This window comes from Halomonas sp. SL1, assembly GCF_003030865.2.
Lineage (GTDB): Bacteria > Pseudomonadota > Gammaproteobacteria > Pseudomonadales > Halomonadaceae > Halomonas > Halomonas halophila.
Genome location: NZ_PYUQ02000008.1, coordinates 49604 through 69074, shown reverse-complemented (window position 1 = coordinate 69074; position 19471 = coordinate 49604). Strand labels below are relative to the sequence as shown.

At 70.5% G+C, this 19471-nt stretch carries 17 protein-coding genes; 6 read left to right on the top strand and 11 right to left on the bottom strand.

Features of this window, described 5'->3' with window-relative positions:
* Window positions 1–56 precede the first annotated feature (56 nt).
* Window positions 57–1997: an exoribonuclease II gene (locus C9J49_RS02980; protein ID WP_107180882.1), complete on the bottom strand. Its 1941-nt coding sequence runs from the start codon at window positions 1995–1997 to the stop codon at window positions 57–59.
* 165 nt (window positions 1998–2162) lie between these two features.
* On the opposite strand from C9J49_RS02980, the gene C9J49_RS02975 reads away from it, so the two are divergent.
* Together C9J49_RS02975 and C9J49_RS02970 are read left to right on the top strand one after the other, a co-directional pair.
* Window positions 2163–2960, top strand: coding sequence for a Cof-type HAD-IIB family hydrolase (locus C9J49_RS02975; protein WP_046080044.1), 798 nt, complete (start codon window positions 2163–2165; stop codon window positions 2958–2960).
* A 107-nt stretch (window positions 2961–3067) separates the two neighbouring features.
* Window positions 3068–4255, top strand: a complete 1188-nt coding sequence (locus tag C9J49_RS02970) for an AGE family epimerase/isomerase (RefSeq protein WP_107180881.1) — start codon at window positions 3068–3070, stop codon at window positions 4253–4255.
* Window positions 4256–4300: 45 nt separating this feature from the next.
* On the opposite strand, the gene C9J49_RS02965 is transcribed toward C9J49_RS02970, so the two are convergent.
* From C9J49_RS02965 to C9J49_RS02930, 8 genes are all read right to left on the bottom strand, one after another.
* Entirely contained in the window at window positions 4301–4744 is a 444-nt protein-coding gene (locus C9J49_RS02965) for a universal stress protein (protein WP_107180880.1), read from the bottom strand.
* Between the two features lie 79 nt (window positions 4745–4823).
* Window positions 4824–5264 carry a universal stress protein gene (locus tag C9J49_RS02960; RefSeq protein WP_035597241.1) on the bottom strand — a complete coding sequence of 147 codons (441 nt, stop codon included), beginning with the start codon at window positions 5262–5264 and terminating at the stop codon, window positions 4824–4826.
* A gap of 74 nt (window positions 5265–5338) precedes the next feature.
* Window positions 5339–6403 carry a TIGR01620 family protein gene (locus tag C9J49_RS02955; protein WP_107180879.1) on the bottom strand — a complete coding sequence of 355 codons (1065 nt, stop codon included), beginning with the start codon at window positions 6401–6403 and terminating at the stop codon, window positions 5339–5341.
* Window positions 6400–7776, bottom strand: a complete 1377-nt coding sequence (locus C9J49_RS02950; RefSeq protein ID WP_046080049.1) for a YcjX family protein — start codon at window positions 7774–7776, stop codon at window positions 6400–6402. The genes C9J49_RS02955 and C9J49_RS02950 overlap by 4 nt, the downstream gene beginning before the upstream one ends.
* A 22-nt stretch (window positions 7777–7798) precedes the next feature.
* Window positions 7799–8977 carry an MFS transporter gene (locus C9J49_RS02945; RefSeq protein ID WP_107180878.1) on the bottom strand — a complete coding sequence of 393 codons (1179 nt, stop codon included), beginning with the start codon at window positions 8975–8977 and terminating at the stop codon, window positions 7799–7801.
* A complete protein-coding gene (locus tag C9J49_RS02940) occupies window positions 8968–9987 on the bottom strand; it encodes a GlxA family transcriptional regulator (RefSeq protein ID WP_107180877.1) in 1020 nt (339 codons plus the stop codon). Before C9J49_RS02940 ends, C9J49_RS02945 begins: the two co-directional genes overlap by 10 nt.
* Window positions 9988–10144: 157 nt before the next feature.
* Window positions 10145–11737, bottom strand: a complete 1593-nt coding sequence (locus tag C9J49_RS02935; RefSeq protein WP_107180876.1) for a solute:sodium symporter family transporter — start codon at window positions 11735–11737, stop codon at window positions 10145–10147.
* Between the two features lie 151 nt (window positions 11738–11888).
* Window positions 11889–12107: a hypothetical protein gene (locus C9J49_RS02930; RefSeq protein ID WP_107180875.1), complete on the bottom strand. Its 219-nt coding sequence runs from the start codon at window positions 12105–12107 to the stop codon at window positions 11889–11891.
* A 117-nt stretch (window positions 12108–12224) separates the two neighbouring features.
* On the opposite strand from C9J49_RS02930, the gene C9J49_RS02925 reads away from it, so the two are divergent.
* Together C9J49_RS02925 and C9J49_RS02920 are read left to right on the top strand one after the other, a co-directional pair.
* Complete coding sequence (locus C9J49_RS02925) at window positions 12225–12773, top strand: DUF924 family protein (protein ID WP_107180874.1); 549 nt, start codon at window positions 12225–12227, stop codon at window positions 12771–12773.
* Between the two features lie 70 nt (window positions 12774–12843).
* On the top strand, window positions 12844–13086 hold the full coding sequence (locus C9J49_RS02920; protein ID WP_107180873.1) for a GlsB/YeaQ/YmgE family stress response membrane protein: 243 nt from the start codon (window positions 12844–12846) through the stop codon (window positions 13084–13086).
* Window positions 13087–13176: 90 nt separating this feature from the next.
* Here C9J49_RS02920 and gabT read toward each other — a convergent pair whose 3' ends face one another.
* Window positions 13177–14469 (bottom strand): 4-aminobutyrate--2-oxoglutarate transaminase, encoded by a 1293-nt coding sequence (gene gabT, locus C9J49_RS02915; RefSeq protein ID WP_107180872.1) that lies wholly within the window; start codon window positions 14467–14469, stop codon window positions 13177–13179.
* Window positions 14470–14502: 33 nt separating this feature from the next.
* Window positions 14503–15948, bottom strand: a complete 1446-nt coding sequence (locus tag C9J49_RS02910; RefSeq protein ID WP_107180871.1) for an NAD-dependent succinate-semialdehyde dehydrogenase — start codon at window positions 15946–15948, stop codon at window positions 14503–14505.
* A 229-nt stretch (window positions 15949–16177) separates the two neighbouring features.
* Between C9J49_RS02910 and C9J49_RS02905 the strand changes: the two genes are divergently transcribed.
* Window positions 16178–18640 (top strand): DUF1266 domain-containing protein, encoded by a 2463-nt coding sequence (locus tag C9J49_RS02905; protein ID WP_107180870.1) that lies wholly within the window; start codon window positions 16178–16180, stop codon window positions 18638–18640.
* A gap of 120 nt (window positions 18641–18760) precedes the next feature.
* Window positions 18761–19342, top strand: coding sequence for a C40 family peptidase (locus C9J49_RS02900; protein ID WP_107180869.1), 582 nt, complete (start codon window positions 18761–18763; stop codon window positions 19340–19342).
* Window positions 19343–19471: the final 129 nt, after the last annotated feature.

The following is a 19471-nucleotide window of genomic DNA, read 5'->3' as shown; positions in this document are numbered from 1 at the left end:
AAACGGCGGCCCGAGGGCCGCCGTTCTGCGTGCGAGGGATCGCGCGGGGAGGGCGCTTACTCGGCCGGGCGGCCGACCAGCGAGCGGGTCTCCTCGCGGGCCTCGGTCAGGGCCACGCGGATCACGTCGCCGAGCTTGTAGCGCTCGACACCCTCGATCTGGATGCGGCCGTCCTTGTCGTCGATCGCCACCTTGTCGCGGTCGCTGTGCATCAGCGGGGCCGGGACGAAGGCGGTGGCGCCGTTGGCGGTCAGGCGCACGCGCATGCCGCCGCGGTTGATGGCGATGATCTCGGCCTCGAAGCTCTCGCCCGCCTCGGCGGACGGCGTCAGGTAGCGCACGTAGAGCCAGTCCTTGACGTCGCGCTCGGCCAGGCGGTTGAGGCGGCGGCGCTCGGTGAGCTGCTCGGTGAGTGCCTGGCTGGCCTCGGCCGGGGCCTGCTCGCCCTTGAGCACGCGCTTGATCAGGCGGTGGTTGACCATGTCGCCGTACTTGCGGATCGGCGAGGTCCAGGTGGCGTAGGCGTCGAGCCCCAGGCCGAAGTGCGGACCGGGCTGGGCGGACATGTTGGTGAAGCCCTGGAAGCGGCGCAGACGCGCGTCCAGCCAGGCATCCTCGCGGCCCTCGAGCTCGCGCTTGAGCTCCCTGTAGCGGGGCAGCTCGGTGAGTGCCTCAAGCTCGACCTGGATCTCCTGGCCGGCCAGGAATTCCTGGGCCGCCTCGGCCTTGTCGGCCTCGAAGGCACGGTGGACGTTGAAGATGCCGTGGCCCACGTGCTGGCTCAGCAGGTCGGCGCAGCAGGCGTTGGCCGCGATCATCGATTCCTCGATCATGCGGTTGGCGATGCGGCGCTCCTCGGTGCGGATGCCCAGCACGTTGCCGGCCTCGTCGAGGTCGAACACGTAGTCCGGACGGTCCTTGAACACCAGGGCGTGCTTGGCGCGCCAGTCGGCGCGGGCCTCGGTCAGCTCGCGCAGCGCCTCGAGCTGCTCGCCGATGGCCTCGGACGGCGCCCAGTCGCCCTGGCCCTCGAGCCAGTCGGAGACGTTGTCGTAGACCAGTTTGGCGTGGGAGCGCGCGGTGGCGGCGAAGAAGCGGTACTCGCCCAGGCTACCGTCGGCCTCGATGTTCAGCGCGCAGGCCAGCACCGGGCGGTCGCGGTCTTCCCACAGCGAGCACAGGTCATCGGCCAGCGCCTCGGGCAGCATGGTGACGTTCTGGCCCGGCAGATAGACGGTGAAGGCGCGGGTGCGGGCCTCCAGGTCGGCGGCGTGACCTTCCTCGACGTAGGCGGTCGGGTCGGCGATGGCCACGTTCAGGGTCCAGCCGCCGCCCTCGCGACGCTCGACGCGCAGGGCGTCGTCCATGTCGCGGGTCTTCTCGCCGTCGATGGTGAAGAACGGCTCGGCGGTCAGGTCCTCGCGCTCGAGGCCCTCGTCGCGCAGCGGCCAGTCGTCGCCAGCGTCCGGGCATTCCTGCTCGAGGGCGTGGCGCGCCAGGGTCACCCGCCAGGGCACCGCCGGGTTGTCGGTCTTGGCCACCAGCTCATCGATCTGGGTGAAGAAGCCGCGGTCCTCGGGCTTGAGCGGGTGACGCACCAGGCGCACCACGACCCAGTCACCTTCGCCGAGGCTCGCCTCGTCGAGGCTGCGCTTGACCCGGGCCTTCAGCGGGGCATTCATCGACGGATGATCGGGGATCACCGACAGGCGCCCGTCGCGCTTCTTCACGCGGGCGATGAAGCGTTCCATGCCGCTCTCGATCAGAGTGTCCGGCTCCACGGACTTCTTCTCGCCCTCCTCGTGGAGGATGGCTTCGACACGGTCGCCGTGGAGCACCTGCTTCATGGCGGGGGGGGGCACGAAGTAGGAGTCGCCGTCGTCGGTCTCGAGGAAACCGAAGCCGCGGTCGGTGGCCTTGATGACCCCTTCGACGCGGGGCGTGTTGTCGCGGATCTGTTGCTTGAGCTGAGCAAGCGCCGAGTTGTTCTGCAGCATGGTCACGATCGATTGGCGGGATAGGGGGGTCACTATACGGATTCCGCCAGCCGGCGCCAATCGGGCGGCGAGCAATCGTCGCCGGGGGTGTGGCGAGGCCGGATGAGCCCGCGACGCGGAGCCGATAGAATGGGCGCACACTCTTTGCAGCGGAGGGCGCCGCCCATGTCGGCCCATCTCATCGTCAGCGACCTCGACGGCACCCTGCTTGGCGCGGATCACGCCCTGGCGGACGATACCGTGGCCACCCTGCGCGCCCTGGCGGCGCGCGGCCACCACATCGCCCTGGCCTCGGGGCGCCACTATCGCGACATCCTGGCGTTTCGCGACCGCCTGGGGGTGGACGCCCACATCATCAGCACCAACGGCGCCTACACCCACGCGCCCGACGACAGCCTGCTCGAGGCGCGCCACGTGCCGGCCGAGCTGGCCCGGGAGCTGATCGACCTGCCGCGCCCCGACGCCGTGCGCCTGAACCTCTATCACGACGACGAGTGGGTGATCGACGCCGAGGCGCCGACGCTGCTGGCGCTGCATGCCCACACCGGCTTTGGCTACCGAGTGGTGGCGCCGGAGCGGCTGGCCGCCGAGGGCGTCGGCAAGGTGCTCTACATCGGCGAGCCCGGGCACCTGGCCGAGCTCGAGGGCGAGGTGCGTCGCCGCGCCGGCGAGCGGCTGCACGTGACCTATTCGATGGGCAACTCGCTGGAGATCATGGCCGAGGGCGTCAACAAGGGCACCGCGCTGACGGCGCTGCTCGGCCGGCTCGATCTCCCCGCCGAGCGCTGCCTGGCGTTCGGCGACAACCTCAACGACACCGAGATGCTGGCGCTGGCCGGCGAGGCCCACATCATGGCCAACGGCCATCCCGAGCTGGACGCGCGCCTGCCCGGGGCGCGTCGCATCGGCCATCACGACGAGGCGGCCGTGGCGCGCCATCTGGCCGAGCGCTTCGCCCTCTAGGCGGGGGCAGGAGAACGAACGAGAGAGACAGGGCGTTGCCACCATGGTGGTATCGCCCGTCTCGCGCCGGGCGGCCATCCTTGAGGAACACGTCGTCGGGAGGCGCCATGAACGTCCACGATCCGGCCTTTCTCGAGACCCAGGTCCGCCGCACCATGGCCTTCTATCATCCCCGCGCCATCGATCCCCACGGCGGCTTCTACCACTACCTGCTCGATGACGGCGCCATCCTCGATCACGACCATCGCCACCTGGTCTCCAGCGCCCGCTATGTGGTGACCTATGCCCGCCACGCCCGTCACGGCGGCGGCGACGAATACTGCCACTGGGTGCGCCACGGGCTCGCCTATCTGGAGAAGGCGCACTTCCAGACGGCGACCCAGGGCTATGCCTGGACGCTGGACAGCGGGATCGTGGAGGACGACACCCATCACTGCTACGGACTGGTCTGCGTGCTGCTGGCCTACGCCGAAGCGCTGCGGGCCGGCATCGACGAGGCCCGGCACGGTCTCGAGGCCACCCATCGGCTGCTGCAGCGGCGCTTCTGGGAGTCGCGTTGGCAGCGCTTCGCCGATGAGGCCGACCGTCACTGGCGGCTGTCACCCTATCGGGGCCAGAACGCCAACCTGCACGGCTGCGAGGCCCTGCTCGCCGCCTTCGAGGCGACGGGAGCGAGTGGCTATCTCGACCAAGCGCTGGCCATCGCCCGGGCCCTCACGCTGGCCGGCCGCGACCATCGGGACGGCTGGATCTGGGAGCATTACGACGCCCGGTGGCAGCCCGACTGGGACTATCACCGCAACGAGCCCGCTCACCTGTTCCGTCCCTGGGGCTATCAGGTCGGCCACCAGGCCGAGTGGGCCAAGCTGCTGGTGATGCTGGAGCGTCATCGCCCCGAGCCCTGGCTGCTGCCCGCCGCCGAGCGACTGTTCCTGTCCAGCGTGGCGGCGGGCTGGGATCGCACCCACGGCGGGCTGGTCGCCGGCCTCGATCCGGCGGGGCGGCTCAGCGACGGCGACAAGTATGACTGGGTGCAGGCCGAGAGCCTGGCGGCCGCGGCGCTGCTGGGCGTGCGCACCGGCCGGGCGGTCTACTGGCGCTGGTACGAGCGGCTGTGGGACTACAGCTGGCGCCACCTGATCGACCATCGCCACGGCGGCTGGTATCGCGTGCTGACGCCGGACAATCGGCGCTACTCGGACCTCAAGAGCCCGCCGGGCAAGGTCGACTATCACGCCATGGGGGCCTGCCAGGCCGTGATGGAGGCCCTGGCACGGCGTGCGGGTTCGCGGTGAGCGCCCCGGCCGGCTTGCCGGAGCGCCTTCCGGGTCTGCCTTTGTCTAGTGCACGGTGACCACGCTGCACTCCGCCGCATGGCTGACCTTGTGCGACACGCTGCCGGTGATCAGGCCGCGCAGGTCGCTGAGGCCGCGGCTGCCCATCAGGATGGCATCCACGTTGCGGGCATCGGCCAGCTCGAGAATGGTGCGGGTGGGGTCACCGAAGCGCAGCTCGGGCTCGACGTGGCGCACGCCCCGGTCGCGGGCCTCCTCCGCGGCCGTGTCGAGCAGCTGCCGGGCGCGGCGTTCGCGTTCGTCCCGGGAGTCGGCCGCGGCCTCGCTGCCCACGCCCCACATCATCGGCGGGTCGTGGGGCGCGGCTTCGGGCACATGGAGCAGCAGCAGGCAGGCCTCCTGGCGGTCTGCCAGCAGCTGGCAGGCCAGGGAGAGCGTCTTTCGGGCGTGTGACGAGCCGTCGACGGGCACCAGGATCGTTCGAAACATGGCCAGCACCTCCGGGACTGAGAATACCGCCCCTTCAGCCTAGCCGTCCGATCGCCGGATGGCCCGTTGCCGGCCAGGGTCAGTGGACGGTGATCACCCGGCAGTCGGCGCCGTGGCTGACCTTGTGCGACACACTGCCCACCACCAGGCCCTTGAGATCGCCGAGGCCGCGGCTGCCCATGACGATGGTATCGACGCCGTGCTCTTCGGCGGCGGCCAGGATCTTCTGGCTGGGGTCGCCGCGGGTCAGCACCGGCTTGACCTGTTCGACGCCCAGGGTCCTGGCCTCCTCGGTGGCGTGGTCGAGCAGGGCCTGGCCGACCTCGTCGCGCTTCTCCAGGGTCGATTCCATCGGCACCGCGCCGATGCCCCAGACCAGCAGCGGTTCGTGGGGCAGGGCCTCGGGAATGTGCAGCAGGATCAGCTGGCCGTCCTCCTGGCGGGCCAGCTTGCAGGCGACGCACAGCGCCACCCGCGAGTGCTCGGAGCCGTCGATGGGCACGAGGATGGTGTGGAACATGGGATCTCTCCTTGGCATGGCCGGGGGCATACCCTACAGCCTAGACCCCATCGGGCCGCCTGGGATGATCCTCATCAACGCTTGTCGTCCTGCTCGCGACGCTCCAGGCGCCGCATCCTGCCCCACAGCTCGCGGCGCAGGTCGGCGACGCGGGGCCGCTCGGCCTCGTCGAAGGCCAGCGGGCGGGTCAGCCGCTGGGCGCGCAGCCCCAGCCGTGCCCCTAGCAGGCCCACCGCCATGCCCTGGCCGGCTCGCGCCGAGAGGCGTCCGGCCAGGTTCAGCGACAGCCATTCCATGCCGGCCTCGCTGGCCAGCTCGCTGGCGCCGGCGAAGGCCATGTCGCGCAGCACCTGGCGAAACAGCCTCAGCCGCGCCGCATAGCCGAGCTCCAGGCCGTAGAGCCGGCAGAGTCGGTCGATCAGCGACAGGTGCCGCCAGGCCACCAGCGCCATGTCGACCAGCGTCAGCGGGCTCAGCGCCACCATCACCGCGGTCTCGCCGCTCATCCGCGAGATCAGCCGCCGCGCCTCGCGGTCCCGGGGGGCCAGCAGGTGGTGGGCCAGTAGGGCCTGGGTCTCGCGGCCGTCGTGGTGGGGCTCATGGGCGGCGAGAAAGGCCTGCCAGTGCGGATGGTCCTCATCCAGGCCTAGCTGGCGGCGCAGCTGGTCGGCGGTGGAGTGTGCCTGGCGGCTGGAGGCCTCCGGCAGCGCGCCGAGCGTCTCGCGCAGCCGCTCGTGGCGGCGAAGGCGACGCAGCCGCCACAGCTCCCGGGCCAGGGCACCGCCGCCGAGGCCGATGGCGCCGAGGCCCAGCAGCCCCCAGCCGAGGCCCAGCCAGTCGCCCTCGACCAGCGCTGCGGGCATCGACAGCGCGAGCTCGCCGGCGCCCAGGCCGAGCCCCGCGACCAGCAGCCCGAGCAGGCCCCAGCGGCGGCGCTTCGGCGGCGCCAGGCCGGCGGTGACGGCGGCCTCGCTTTCGCCGGGAGCGGCGTCCGGCTCCGCCGGCGTCAGTGGATGATGGGCCTGCGTCGGATCGAACAGATGCTCCGGGGCCGGCGTTTCGGGCGCCTTCGGGGCGGGTTCGGTCTCCAGCGTGAAGCGCTGCGCGGGGTGCGGGTCGGATTCACGGGGCGCGGTCATGTCAGCTTGTCTCCGATCAGCCATTCCAGGGCGGCATCCAGGCGAATGTGCGGCAGGGCGCCGCCGGCGCGGGGCTGGGGGCGAAAGGCGGTGAAGGTGAAGCCCTGGCGGCGCCAGAAGCTGGCGTCGGGCAGGGTGGCCGGCACCTCGCCGGGAAACAGCAGCGTGTCCTCGCCCTCGAGGGTGGTGCCGCGCAGGACCGGCTGGCGCTGGCCGCGGTGGTCGACCTCGCGGGCCTCGGTGGCGCGGATCGCGGCCAGGCTCAGGGCGCGCACCGGCACGTCGGCGAAGCGCAGATCCTTGAGCGGCTCGGCCAGCAGCGCCTGGAGCAGCCCGGTGAGGCGCGGATGCTGCTCGGGGGTCACGTGGTCGGCCTTGGTGGCGGCGATGGCCAGGCGGTCGATGCGCGGGGCGAACAGCCGCGAGAGCAGGCTGCGTCGGCCGTAGTCGAAGCTCTGCATCAGCCGCGTCAGCGCCCGCGACAGGTCCTCGAAGCGCTCGGGGCCGGCGTTCAGCGCGCCCAGCACGTCGACCAGCACGATCTGGCGGTCGAAGCGCCGGAAGTGATCGCGGTAGAACGGCTTGACGATGTGCTGCTGGTAGTGGCGAAAGCGCCGCGCCAGGGTGGCGTAGAGGCTCTCGGGCGGCAGCTGCGCCAGCACGGCCGGATCGGCCTCGTCGAGCCCCGGCAGGGGAAAGAACTGCAGTACCGGGGCGCCTTCGAGCTCGCCGGGCAGCAGGAAGCGGCCCGGCTGCAGGTCCGAGAAGCCGGCCTCGCGGGCGGCCCGCAGGCCCTCGGCGTAGCGTTCGGCGATCTCGGCCAGGCGCGCCTCGTCGACTTCCTGGGCCGGGTCCAGGTCTGCCACCTCGCGCTGCCAGCCGGCAAACAGCGCGGCGCGCTCGCCGTCGAAGCGCTGGGCCCGGCACCAGCTGGCGAAGTCGTGCTCGAGCAGCGGCAGGTCGAGCAGCCATTCGCCGGGATAGTCGAACAGGTCCAGCGTCAGCTGGCGGGTGTCGCCGCCGATCCAGCCGGGGCGGCTCGGGCGGTAGCGGATCGACAGGCGCAGCTCGCTGATGCCGCGGGTCGGCGCCGGCCACTGCGGCGGGTCGGCGTCTAGGGCGGCGAGTGCTCGGTCGAAGGGGAAACGCGGCACGCCGAGATCCTGCTGCTCGACCCGGCGGGCGCCCAGCAGTCGGCCTTCCCGCGCCGCGGGCAGCAGGTCCAGGCGGGCCTCGAGCCCGGCGTGGCGGAGCTGGTCGATCAGCGAGGTCAGGAAGGCGGTCTTGCCCGCCCGTGACAGGCCGGTGACCGCCAGGCGCAGCTGGCGGTCGCGGCCACGCTCGAGCAGGTCGCGTGTCAGGTTTCGGGGCATGGGGCGTCGCTCGGCATCCGTGTCAGCCCCTAATCTGCGGGCGGCGACGCCAGAAGGCAAGGCGGCGGGCGCCGAGCAGCGCCAGCGGCAGCAGGCACAGCGGGATCAGCAGCAGGTTGAGGCTCGCCCAGCCCAGCAGCGTCACCATCGGGCCGGCCAGCAGCGCAGTGATCGCCACGGTGGAGAACACCAGGAACTCGTTGGCGGCCTGGGTGCGGGCCTTCTCGGCCGGGGAGTGGGCCTCGGTGAGCAGCCCGGTGGCGGGCAGGAAGGCGAAGTTCCAGCCCAGGCCGAGCAGCACCAGCCCGGTGTGGAAGCCGGCGAGGCCCGCGTCGAACTGGGCGATCAGGGCGCTGGCCGCGAGCAGCAGGCAGCCGGCGGCGATCATCCGCGGGGCGCCGAAGCGGGCGCTCAGCCGTCCGGTGACGAAGGAGGGCAGGAACATCGCCACCACGTGCCATTGAATGGTGGTGGCCACGTGATCGAAGCCGTGGCCGACCTCGGCCATGGCCAGCGGCGTGGCGGTCATGGCCAGGTTCATCACCCCGTAGCCGACCATGGCGCTGACCACTGCCAGCAGGAACACCGGCTGGCGGACGATCTCGGCCAGCCGGCGCGGCTCGCCCTCGGCAGCATCCCGGCCGGGCTCGGGCAGGCGCATGCCGGCCAGCAGCGCCAGGGCCAGCAGGTAGAGGGCGCCGAGGCCCAGAAAGCTGCCCAGGTAGGGCACCTCGGCCAGGGCGTGGCTGTGGCGGGCCAGCCAGGGGCCGAAGAAGGCCGCCAGCACGCCGCCCCCCATCACCAGGCCGATGGCCCGGTCGCGGCCGCCCTCGGGGGCGGCCTCCACCGCGGCGAAGCGATACAGCTGGCCGAAGCCGATGCCGATGCCGATCAGCCAGGTGGCGAGCAGGAACAGACCGAACGCCTGGGCCTGGAGGGCGGCCACGGCCAGCCCGGTGCCGGCAAGCCCCAGCAGGTGGCCGAGCACGAAGCCGCGGCGCCGGCCCAGGCGCGCCATGATCAGCGAGGCGGGAATGGTGGCGCACATCAGGCCCAGCCACTGGGTCGCCACCGGGGCGGTGGACCAGGTCGGTGAGGGCGCCAGCTGGGCGCCGATCAGCGGCGACACGGCGATCAGCAGGATGTTGCCGCTGACCAGCAGGGCCTGGCACAGCGAGAGCAGCGTGACGGTCAGGGGCATGCGGTGGGCTCCTCGAGGGGGACGGTGCGGGCGCCGAAGCGCTCATGATAGACCGACGGCGGGACGCCGTAGCGGCGATGGAACAGGCGGCGCAGCTGTTCGGCGCCGCCCAGCCGCCACCGGGCGGCGAGGCGGTCGAGCGGCGGGGCGGGATGGCCGTCGATCAGCTCTCGGCGGGCGCCCTCCAGGCGCAGCTGCGTCAGGTAGGCCCCGGGCGAGGTATCGAGGTGGCGCCGGAACAGCCGCGACAGATGGCGCGGGGTGACCGCTATCCGTGCCGCCATGCGCTCCAGGCGATGATCCCCGGCCGGGTCGGCGTGCAGGGAATCGAGCAGTTCGCGCAGCGGGCCGCTGGTGCGTCGCTGGTGCGCGAGCGCTTCGCTGAACTGGGACTGGCCGCCCGGGCGATGCAGGAACATCACCAGCTCACGGGCGACGCGGCTGGCCAGCTCGCCGCCGTGGTCGGCCTCGACCAGCGACAGGGCCAGATCGATGCCGGCGGTCACCCCGGCGCTGGTGTAGCGGCCGCGGTCGGCGACGTAGAGCGCATCCGGCTCGACGCTCAGCGTCGGATAGGCCTGCGCCAGGGCCTCCGCGTGGCGCCAGTGGGTGGTGGCCCGGCGGCCGTCGAGCAGGCCAGCCCGGGCCAGCAGGAAGGCGCCGGTGCAGATGGCACCCAGGCGCCGGACGCGCGGGGCCATCTGGCGCAGCCCCTCGAGATGGTGCCCGGCCTTGCACTCGGCGAAGACGCCGCTGCCGCCGGCCACCAGCAGGGTATCCGGCGCGCCGCGGGCCGCCAGGCCCGCCCAGTTGAGGTCGGCCACCATGGCCAGGCCACCGTTGGTGCGAAGCGGGCCCGGCGCGCGGGCGACCAGTGCCAGGTCGTAGAGCCGCCGGCCGGCGCAGTCGTTGGCGCTGGCGAAGACCTGCCAGGGGCCGCTGACGTCCAGCGCCTGGCAGTCGGGATAGGCCAGTAATACGACGTGGCGTGGCGGGGAAGCATCCGGCATCGGCGGGCTCCATAACGGGACGATGTCTGAAGTCTGGCGGCTGGCGGCCGTGTCCACAATGACCCGTTTCCCACTGATCGGGACATGGCGCGGCCCGAAACGACGATGCCCCGCACGGGGCGGGGCATCGTCGCGGCGGGGCAAGGCCGGGGCGGCGTCAGGCGAAGGCCGCGTAGATGGCGATCACCAGCACCACCAGCGCGATGCCGGCGGGCACGGCGCCCTTCCACGGGGTCAGGTCGACGGCGCCGCTGTCCTCGTGGACCCAGGCCTCGGCCCGCGGGCGCAGCTTGCCGATCACCAGCATCGCCACCACCAGCAGCACGAAGACCGAGGCGACGAAGTGGAACTCGTGCATCACCTGCGGCAGCTGGTTGAAGGGCGGGATGAAGTAGCCGGCGAAGATCAGCAGGCAGCCGCCCACCAGGGCGATCTTGGCCGCCATGGCCGGTACGCGCTTGGTCAGCAGGCCGACCAGCACCACCGCCAGCAGCGGGATGAAGTAGATGGCGTTCATCTTCTGCAGGTAGCCGAACAGGCTTTCCTGGCCGGCCAGCAGCGGGGCGATGGTCATGGCGATCAGCGCCATGATCCAGCCGAAGGTCTTGCTGGCGCGCACCACCTGCGCCTCGCTGGCGTCCTTGTTGAGCACGCCCTTGTAGAAGCCGAGGCTGAACAGGGTGGTGGTGGAGTTCAGCGCCGAGTTGAACGACGACAGGATGGCGCCGACCATCACCGCGGCGAAGAAGCCGGTGAGGTAGGGCGGCAGCACGTTGAACACCAGGTGGCCGTAGGCCTCGTCGGCCTGGATGCCCTGATCGGCGTACAGCTGGTAGGCGATGATGCCGGGCAGCACCAGGTACAGCGGGCCGAGCAGCTTGAACAGGCCGGTCAGCAGTACGCCCTTCTGGCCCTCGGCCAGGTTCTTGGCGGCGAAGGTACGCTGGATGATCTGCTGGTTGGTGGTCCAGTAGAAGACGTTGATCAGGAACACGCCGGTGAACAGGGTGGCGAAGGGCACCTGCTGGTCCTCGCGGCCCATGGAGTTCAGGCGCTCGGGCTGGGATTCCTTGAGGATCTCCCAGCCGGCCAGCACGCCGTTGCCGTCACTGACGGTCTGCAGGCCGAAGTAGACGATCACGAAACCGCCGATCAGCAGGCCGATGCCGTTCAGGGTGTCGGACACCGCGACGGTGCGCAGGCCGCCGAACAGCGCATAGACGGCGCCGATCAGGCCCACCAGCCACACGGTCAGCCACAGCAGGGTGGTATCGGACTCGATGCCGGTCAGCCCGTGGAGGTCGAGCATGCCCTGCAGGCCCATGGCGCCGGAATAGAGGATGATCGGCAGCAGGATCACCGCATAGGCGAGCAGGAAGATCACGTTGGCGATACGCTGGGTGCCCTTGTCGAAGCGGATCTCCAGCAGCTGGGGCACGGTGGCGATACCGCTTTTCAGGAAGCGCGGCAGGAAGAACAGCGCCAGCAGCACCAGGGCGATGACCGCGACCACTTCCCAGGCCATCACGCTGAGGCCGTCGGCGAAGGCGGCGCCGTTGAGGCCGACCATCTGTTCGGTCGACAGGTTCGTCATCAGCAGCGAGCCGGCGATCAGCGGGAAGGTCAGGCTGCGCCCGGCCAGGAACAGGCCGTTGGTGCTGGCGTGGTCGTCGCGGCGGGTGATCCGCCAGGTGACGAAGGCGACCAATCCTGTAAAGAACAGGAAGGAAGCGAGGGTGAGGGCGTGCATATCGGAAAAATCCTTAACGTCTGGCGCTCATTGGCGTTCTCGCCGCCGAGGGAAGAGATTATGTTGCTAACATTACGACAGTGACGAGGCAGTCTAGGGGACTGCCTTGCCGCCGCCATACGCCTTTCGTCTAACTGTAGGTAGTTCTTTTTCAGGAAGGCGGCGTCACGCCGGCCGGCGTCGGCTCCGCCCAGCCGAAAAGCTGCGCCAGCAGCGGGGTCGCGGCGATCGCGAATCCTGCTACGGCCAGCAGCCGACCCAGCCAGCGATGCCGTGGCCGCCGGGCCAGGCTCAGCCCGCCGAGGCAGACGAGCAGGCCGACGATGTTGAAGGCATAGCCGAGCATCGAGATCAGCTGATAGGCGGTCATGGTGGCTCCGGGCGTCATGGGGCGTCGGTCGTTGTCGGGTATCGAGAGCGGGCTGCTATGCTGAGAGCATATCAGCCGGGGACGGGGCATGGCCCAGCCACAGGGAGGCGCGACGCCATGGCAGGCAGTAAGGCAAGCGACGTGCTCGCTTTCTGGTTCGACGAGCTGACGCCCGCGCAGTGGTTCCGCAAGGACCCTGAGCTGGACGCCGAGGTGCGGCGCCGGTTCGCCGAGATCCACGCAGCCGCTCGCCGCGGCGAGTTCGTCGAGTGGCGACGCTCGGCCACGGGGCGGCTGGCCGAGATCATCGTGCTGGATCAGTTCTCGCGCCACCTTCATCGCGACGGCCCCGAAGCCTTCGCCGCCGACGAGCAGGCGCTGGCGCTCGCCCGGGAGGCGGTCGCCGCCGGGGATGACGCCGCGCTCGCGGCGCGCGAGCAGGCCTTCCTCTACATGCCTTACATGCACAGCGAGTCGCTGGCCGTCCACGACGAGGCGGCGCGGTTGTTCGAGCAGCCCGGCCTGGAGGACAGCCTGCGCGCCGAGCGCCGGCACCGCGCTATCCTGGAGCGCTTCGGCCGCTATCCGCATCGCAATGCCGCCCTCGGGCGGCGTTCCACCGAGGAAGAGCGGGCCTTCCTGGCCCGGCCCGGATCATCGTTCTGAGCTTGCGTTATGACGCCGCATGTCGGCAGTCTGGCAGGCACATCCCAAGGAAGTGGAAAAGGAGACACCCATGAGCATCATCGCCTGGTTGATCATCGGCGGGCTGGCGGGCTGGATCGCCGGCAACATCATGCGTGGCGGCGGCTTCGGGCTGCTGGGCAATATCGGAGTGGGGGTCGTCGGCGCGGTGGTCGGCGGCTTCCTGTTCAGCCTGCTGGGGCTTCAGGCCGGCGGCTTTATCGGCTCGCTGGTCACCGCCATCGTCGGCGCGGTGGTATTGCTGTGGGTGATCGCCAAGGTCAAGAAGGCCTGACCGGCAGCGCCCATCGAACCCGCAGGGTCACGCAGAAACACGCCGCCCGGCCAGTTGGCCGGGCGGCGTGCGTTCGGGGCTAGCGCAGGATCAGGCGGTGGCGGCGGCCTGGCTGCCGACCACTTCCTTAAGGCACTCCTCGATGATGCCCAGGCCTTCCTCCAGCACCTCGTCCTCGATGGTCACCGGCATCAGGAAGCGGATGGTGTTGCCCCACAGGCCGCAGGACAGCAGGATCAGCCCCTTCTCGCGCGCCTTCTTGCACAGCGCGCCGGCCAGGTCGGCGTCCGGGCTGCCGTCGGCCGTGACCAGGTCGAAGGCGGCCATGGCGCCCAGGTGGCGGCCGTTGGCCACGCAGTCGAAGGCCTGCTCCCATTGGGTGAAGCGCTCGCCCAGCCTGTCGCCCAGGGCCAGGCTCTTGTCGAGGATCTGCTCTTCCTCGAACACCTCCAGCACCGCCAGCACCGCGGCGCAGGACACCGGGCTGCCGGTGTAGGTGCCGCCCAGCGAGTTGCCGCCGGAGGCGTCCATCACCTTGTCGGTGCCGACCACAGCGGAGATCGGCATGCCGTCCGCCATGCTCTTGGCCATGGTGATGATGTCCGGCTCCACGCCGCTGTGCTCGATGGCGAACAGCTTGCCGGTGCGGCCGAAGCCCGACTGTACTTCGTCGACGATCATCAGCATGCCGTGTTCGTCGCACAGCTCGCGTACGGCCTTGAGGAAGCCCGGCGAGGCCGCATGGAAGCCGCCCTCGCCGAGCACCGGCTCGAGCACGATGGCGGCAGTGTCCTTCGGATTGGCGTCGGTCTTCAGCGCCATCTTCAAACCGCGCAGCGCGTCCTCGTCGCTGACGCCCTCGCTCGGCACCGGGTAAGGCGCGCGGAAGACATTGCCCGGCATGCTGCCGAAGTCGGTGGCGTAGGGCGCGACCTTGCCGTTCATGGCCATGGTCATGAAGGTGCGGCCGTGGTAGCCGCCGGTGAAGCAGATCACGTTGTCGCGGCCGGTGGCGGCGCGGGCCACCTTGACGGCGTTCTCCAGCGCCTCGGCGCCGGAGTTGGCGAGCATCACCTTGCCGTGACCGCGCACCGGGGTCACCTGGCTGAGCTTCTCGGCCACCTTCACGTACCCCTCGTAGGGCATCACGGTCTGGCAGGTGTGCATCACCTTGTCCAGCTGGTCCTTGACCGCCTGCACCACCTTGGGATGGCGATGGCCGATGTTGAGCACGCCGATGCCGCCGGCGAAGTCGATGATGCGGTTGCCGTCGGCGTCCCAGATCAGGGCATTCTCGGCCCGGTCGGCAAACTGGGTGGCCGGGCTGGCGGCGCCGCTGGCGACGTAGCGCTGCTTGAGCTCGTTGAGTTGTGCGTTGTTCATGGAGACGACTCCTGTTGAGAGAGCGATAGGGCCTCAGAGCCCGCCGACACAGACGTATTTTAGTTCAGTGTATTCATCCAGGCCGTGACGCGAGCCCTCGCGTCCCAGGCCGGATTCCTTGACGCCGCCGAACGGCGCCAGCTCGGTGGAGAGCAGGCCCTCGTTGACGGCGACCATGCCGTACTCCAGTCCTTCCATGGTGCGCCAGATGCGCTGGTAGTCGCGAGCATAGAAGTAGGCGGCCAGGCCGAACTCGGTGGCGTTGGCCATGGCGATCGCTTCCTCGTCCTCGTGGAAGCGGAACACCGGCGCCAGCGGGCCGAAGGTTTCCTCGGTGGCCACCTTCATCTCGGCGGTGACGTCGGCGACCAGGGTCGGCTGGAAGAAGGTGCCGCCCAGGGGGTGGGGCTCGCCGCCGCACACCAGCCGTCCGCCGTGCTCGAGGGCGTCGGCGATGTGTGACTGTACCTTGGCCACCGCCGCGTCATTGATCAGCGGCCCCTGGAGCACGCCCTCGTCCAGACCGTTGCCGACCTTGAGCTCGGCCATGCGAGCTGCCAGCCTGTCGATGAAGGCGTCGTAGACGCCATCCTGCACCAGGAAGCGGTTGGTGCAGACACAGGTCTGGCCGGCGTTGCGGAACTTGGAGGCGATGGCGCCTTCCACGGCAGCGTCCAGGTCGGCGTCGTCGAAGACGATGAAGGGCGCGTTGCCGCCGAGCTCCATGGACGCCTTCTTGACGGTGCCGGCGCACTGGGCCAGCAGCCGCTTGCCGACCGGCGTGGAGCCGGTGAAGGAAACCTTGCGTACTCGCGGATCGGTGGTCAGCACCTCGCCGATCTCGGCCGGGCGGGCCGCGGTCACCACGTTGATCACGCCCGCCGGGAAGCCGGCGTCCTCGGCCAGCCTGGCCAGCGCCAGGGCGGTCAGCGGGGTGGCCTCCGCGGGCTTGATCACTACCGGGCAGCCGGCGGCCAGGGCCGGGGCGCACTTGCGGGTGATCATCGCCAGCGGGAAGTTCCAGGGCGTGATGGCGGCCATCACGCCGATCGGCTCGCGCATCACCAGGATGCGCTTGTCGGCGCCGTGGCCGGGCAGGGTCTCGCCGGCCACGCGCTTGGCTTCCTCGGCGTAGTACTCCACGAAGCTGGCGCCGTAGCCGACTTCACCGCGGGACTCGGCCAGCGGCTTGCCCTGTTCGCGGGTCATCAGTCGGGCCAGGGCCTCCTGGTGGGCCATGATGCGCTCGAACCAGCCGCGCAGCAGGGCGGCACGTTCTTTGGCGGCCAGGCGGCGCCAGGCCGGCCAGGCCGCCTCGGCGGCGGCCACGGCCTCACGGGCGTCGTCGGCGCTCAGGTCGGGGACCTCGGCCAGCACCTCGCCGGTGGCGGGGTCGGTCACGGGGAAGCGTCGCTCGGCGGCGCGCCACTGGCCGGCCACGTAGGCCTTGTCGATCAGCAGGTCGCTCGGGGATGTCATCGGCACTCTCTCGGCTGTCTCTCGCCATCGTTGACACAAGGCGAGCTTGTGATGCGTTATGTTTTACGAGTGTGCATTATTTAGAACACGCCGCCAAGCCCCGGATCGACGTCTCTCCGAGTGATTTCGAGCATCGGCGCCGGCGGCGCTTTCCGTTACACTGTGTCGCCGAATTTCCCGCGGCGCTTCGGCGCCGTTCCGAACGTTTGCTTGTGTGGCGAGGTGTGCCTTGGTCGATCCCCTGAATGCCTGGTGGGCCCAGCAGCTGGTGCTGTGTGATTGGGCCTTCGCCCCCGATCCCCTGACGCTGGACGCCGAGGTGGCAGCGGCCCGCCTGGAAGGGCTCGGGGTCGTCGATCGCGGCGAGCTGGGATGGCGGCTGCTCGAGGCATTCGGAGGCGGTGGTGAGGCCGATCCGGCGCGTCTGCTCTCTGCCCTGGAACTGGCAGCCCTCGGCGGCGCCGCCGGCTGGCTCGGCGAGACCCGAGCACGGGCCTGGGCACAGCGCCTAGCCGAAGAGATTGGTAGTCGCTATCACGGCCTGGAGGCGTGGCTGGATGCGCTGTGCCGGGCGCGTAGCGCCGTGGGCTGGGTCCAGGGCGATGACGGCTTCAGCGAGGCCTGCGAGGCCCTGGCCGCCCTCGAGCACCAGGGCGAGGGCGTCACCTGGGAGATGATGCGCGAGTGGCTGGCCGATTCGCGCCCTGAACAGGCGCTGTGGCCCGATGATCCGGTCGACCGGGTCTGGCGGCTGCGCGCGGCCTTCAGCCCCGTGCTCGAGCCCCGGGCCGCGCCGCTCGATTGGCAAGGGCTCGAGGGCTGGCTGACCGAGGCCTGGCAGGTCCAGGGGCGCGACGAGCTGATTCGGGTGCTGCTGTGGCTGGCCTCCCAGGGCGACCGCCAGGCCTGGGACCTGGACGCCACCCGCCTGCTGTCGGCGGCGGCCGAGGAACGTCGGGCCTGGTGGGAGGGCCTCGCGCCCCGCGACCAGTCCGCCGGCCGGGTGCTGTTGACCCTGGTTGAGAGCGGCGAGCCCCTGGAGTGGGCCGCCTGGGACTGGCTGCGCCTGATCGATCTGGCCTGGGCCGGCCTGTGCATGGGCTGGCTCGACGACGAGGAGGCGCGCCACTTCGCGCTGCACGGCGCCGACATGGCCATGCACCGTTACAGCGACTGGGTGGCGCTGGCCCGGGCTTACCAGCGCGGACGCAGCCTGTTCGAGGCCCGCGACCTGCGCGGCGCCTTCGACGTCGACTGGGCGCTGCTGCTGCAGTCGCCGGTCAGCCCCTGGCGCACGCCGCTGTCGGAGATCGTCGACGAGGCGCAGCTCGAGGCCTCGCGTCGGGCCATGCGCGACTGGCGTCGCGACCCTCGCCACTGGGTGCTGGCGCTGGCCGCGGTGCGCGAGCCGGAGCTGGCGCTGCGCCAGGGCGTGGCGCCGATGCTGCCGGAGGCGCGTCGGCAGGACGCCCGCCGCTACCTCGCCGAGACCCTCGACCTGCACGCCGACGAAGGCCCCGAGGCGCTCTCGCGCTACTGGTTGCCGGCCCAGGCGCATCATCTCAATCAGCTGGCGGCGGACGGTGCCCACGGCGCCTTGCCGACCGCCGCCACGCCGTTCGGCCGTCCCGGCAGGCAGGATCTGGCCGCCCGGGATGCCCTGGGCCAGGCCAGTCGCCACGCGGCGACCATTCACATGGCCGAGAAGTACGCCTTCCACCTGCAGATGGCCATGGACAGCGGGCTCTTCGACGCCGCGCGGCTGTCCGAGCTCACCGCGGCCCTGCATGGCTCGCTGAGCCGTTTCTACACCAGCCCGCGGCGCCTGCTCGCGGCCTGGGCACAGTGGGAGGCGCTGCTGCCCGAGCCCGATCAGCCGTCGCTGGTGGCCGAGATCCGCTGGCACCAGGACGATCCCGGCAGCGTCTTCCACTGGCTGGACTGGAGCAGCGGCGAATGGCAGGAGCCCGGCCCGCGGCCGAGCCTGTCGCACTTCACCGCCATGGCGCTGGTGGGGCCGTTGAACAGCCCGGCCTGGAGCCTGCCCCAGCCTGAGAGCGAACGCGAGTGCGCCTCGATCCGCGAGTGGGTCGATGGTCACTACGCCCTGCATACCGCCGGCGAGCTGGCCGATTTCGTGGACTACCTGCTGGAGGCGGGCGATCGCCAGGAATACCAGATCAACTATGCCCCCTATACCCTCAATTGCGAACGATTGGCCTCGGAGATCGCTACCCTGGAATCCGGCGAGTGCAGCGAGGAGGAGCGCAACCACCTGCTGCGCCTGATCCGTGTGCGGGACGGCGAGGACGGCTGCAACGAGCTCGATATGACCGCCTGGGACCTGGCCCAGGCGGTGGATCTGGCGATCGCCGGTCGCCAGCTCGGCTGGCTCACCGAGGCCGACTTCCTGGCCTTCCTGGGCCGGGCCCACACCCTGGCCGCGCGCCATTACGGCGGCTGGGAAGAGTACGCCCGTGGCCTGCTTGCCGGCTTCTCCTTCTTCATGGGCGAGACGCCGGAGCGCGAGGCCTTCCTCAGCGGCTTCCGCCAGGCACTGGTGAGCTGGCTGTCCGCGGCGCCGCCCATGGCCGGCGCCTGGGCGAGCCTGGATTTCCCCGGTGCGCGCCCGCGTCACTGGGCGCCCATGCACGTGGATACGCTGCCCGGCGACGGCCGACAGCTGCATTAAACCCTTGTGCCGGTTATGATGCGTGATTGCCGGCCCGGCCGGCACGATGATGGCGATCGAGAGACAAGGATGGCAAAGAGGACAGGGATGCCGACCCGGTGTCGCGTTTCACTCGCAGGCATGACGCTGCTGCTGCTGACCGGCTGTGCCGGCGGTGGTGGAACGAAGGCGCCGGTGGACGACTATTTCGCCCGTGACATGCCGGGGCTGCCCGGTCAGATGTCGCCGGTCGACAATCCCGTTCTCGAGATGCGTGGCCTGCGCCATCCGCCGCCGGCCCAGGTACGCCAGGCGCTGCTCGACGAGCACGAACGCTGGCTCGGCACCCCCTACCGGCTTGGCGGCACTACCCGCCGCGGCATCGACTGCTCCGCCCTGGTCCAGCGCGTCTTCGCCGAGGCCTTCGGCCTGGAGCTGCCGCGCACCACCACCCAGCAGGTCCGCGAGGGCGAATCGGTGACCCGCGACGCCCTGCAGCCCGGCGATCTGGTGTTCTTCCAGCCTCCCGGCTACTACCACCACGTCGGCATCTACGTGGGGCAGGGACGCTTCCTTCACGCCTCGACCTCCCGCGGCGTCAAGATATCCTCCCTCGACAACCGCTACTGGCGCCACTACTACTGGCAGGCCCGCCGCCCGCTTGACGACGTGCATCTGGCCCGCCGCCTCGATGATATCCAGTACGATCGCGGCGAGGGCTGAGTCTGTCTTCCTGGCCGCTTGGAAGTGATGGGCGCCGAGGACAAGGTGTAGCGAGGATTTTTTGCCATGGATGGCAAAAGTAGCTCCCAGGGATGGGTTCACAGCGCCCTCGCGAAGGCTTGTCGTCGG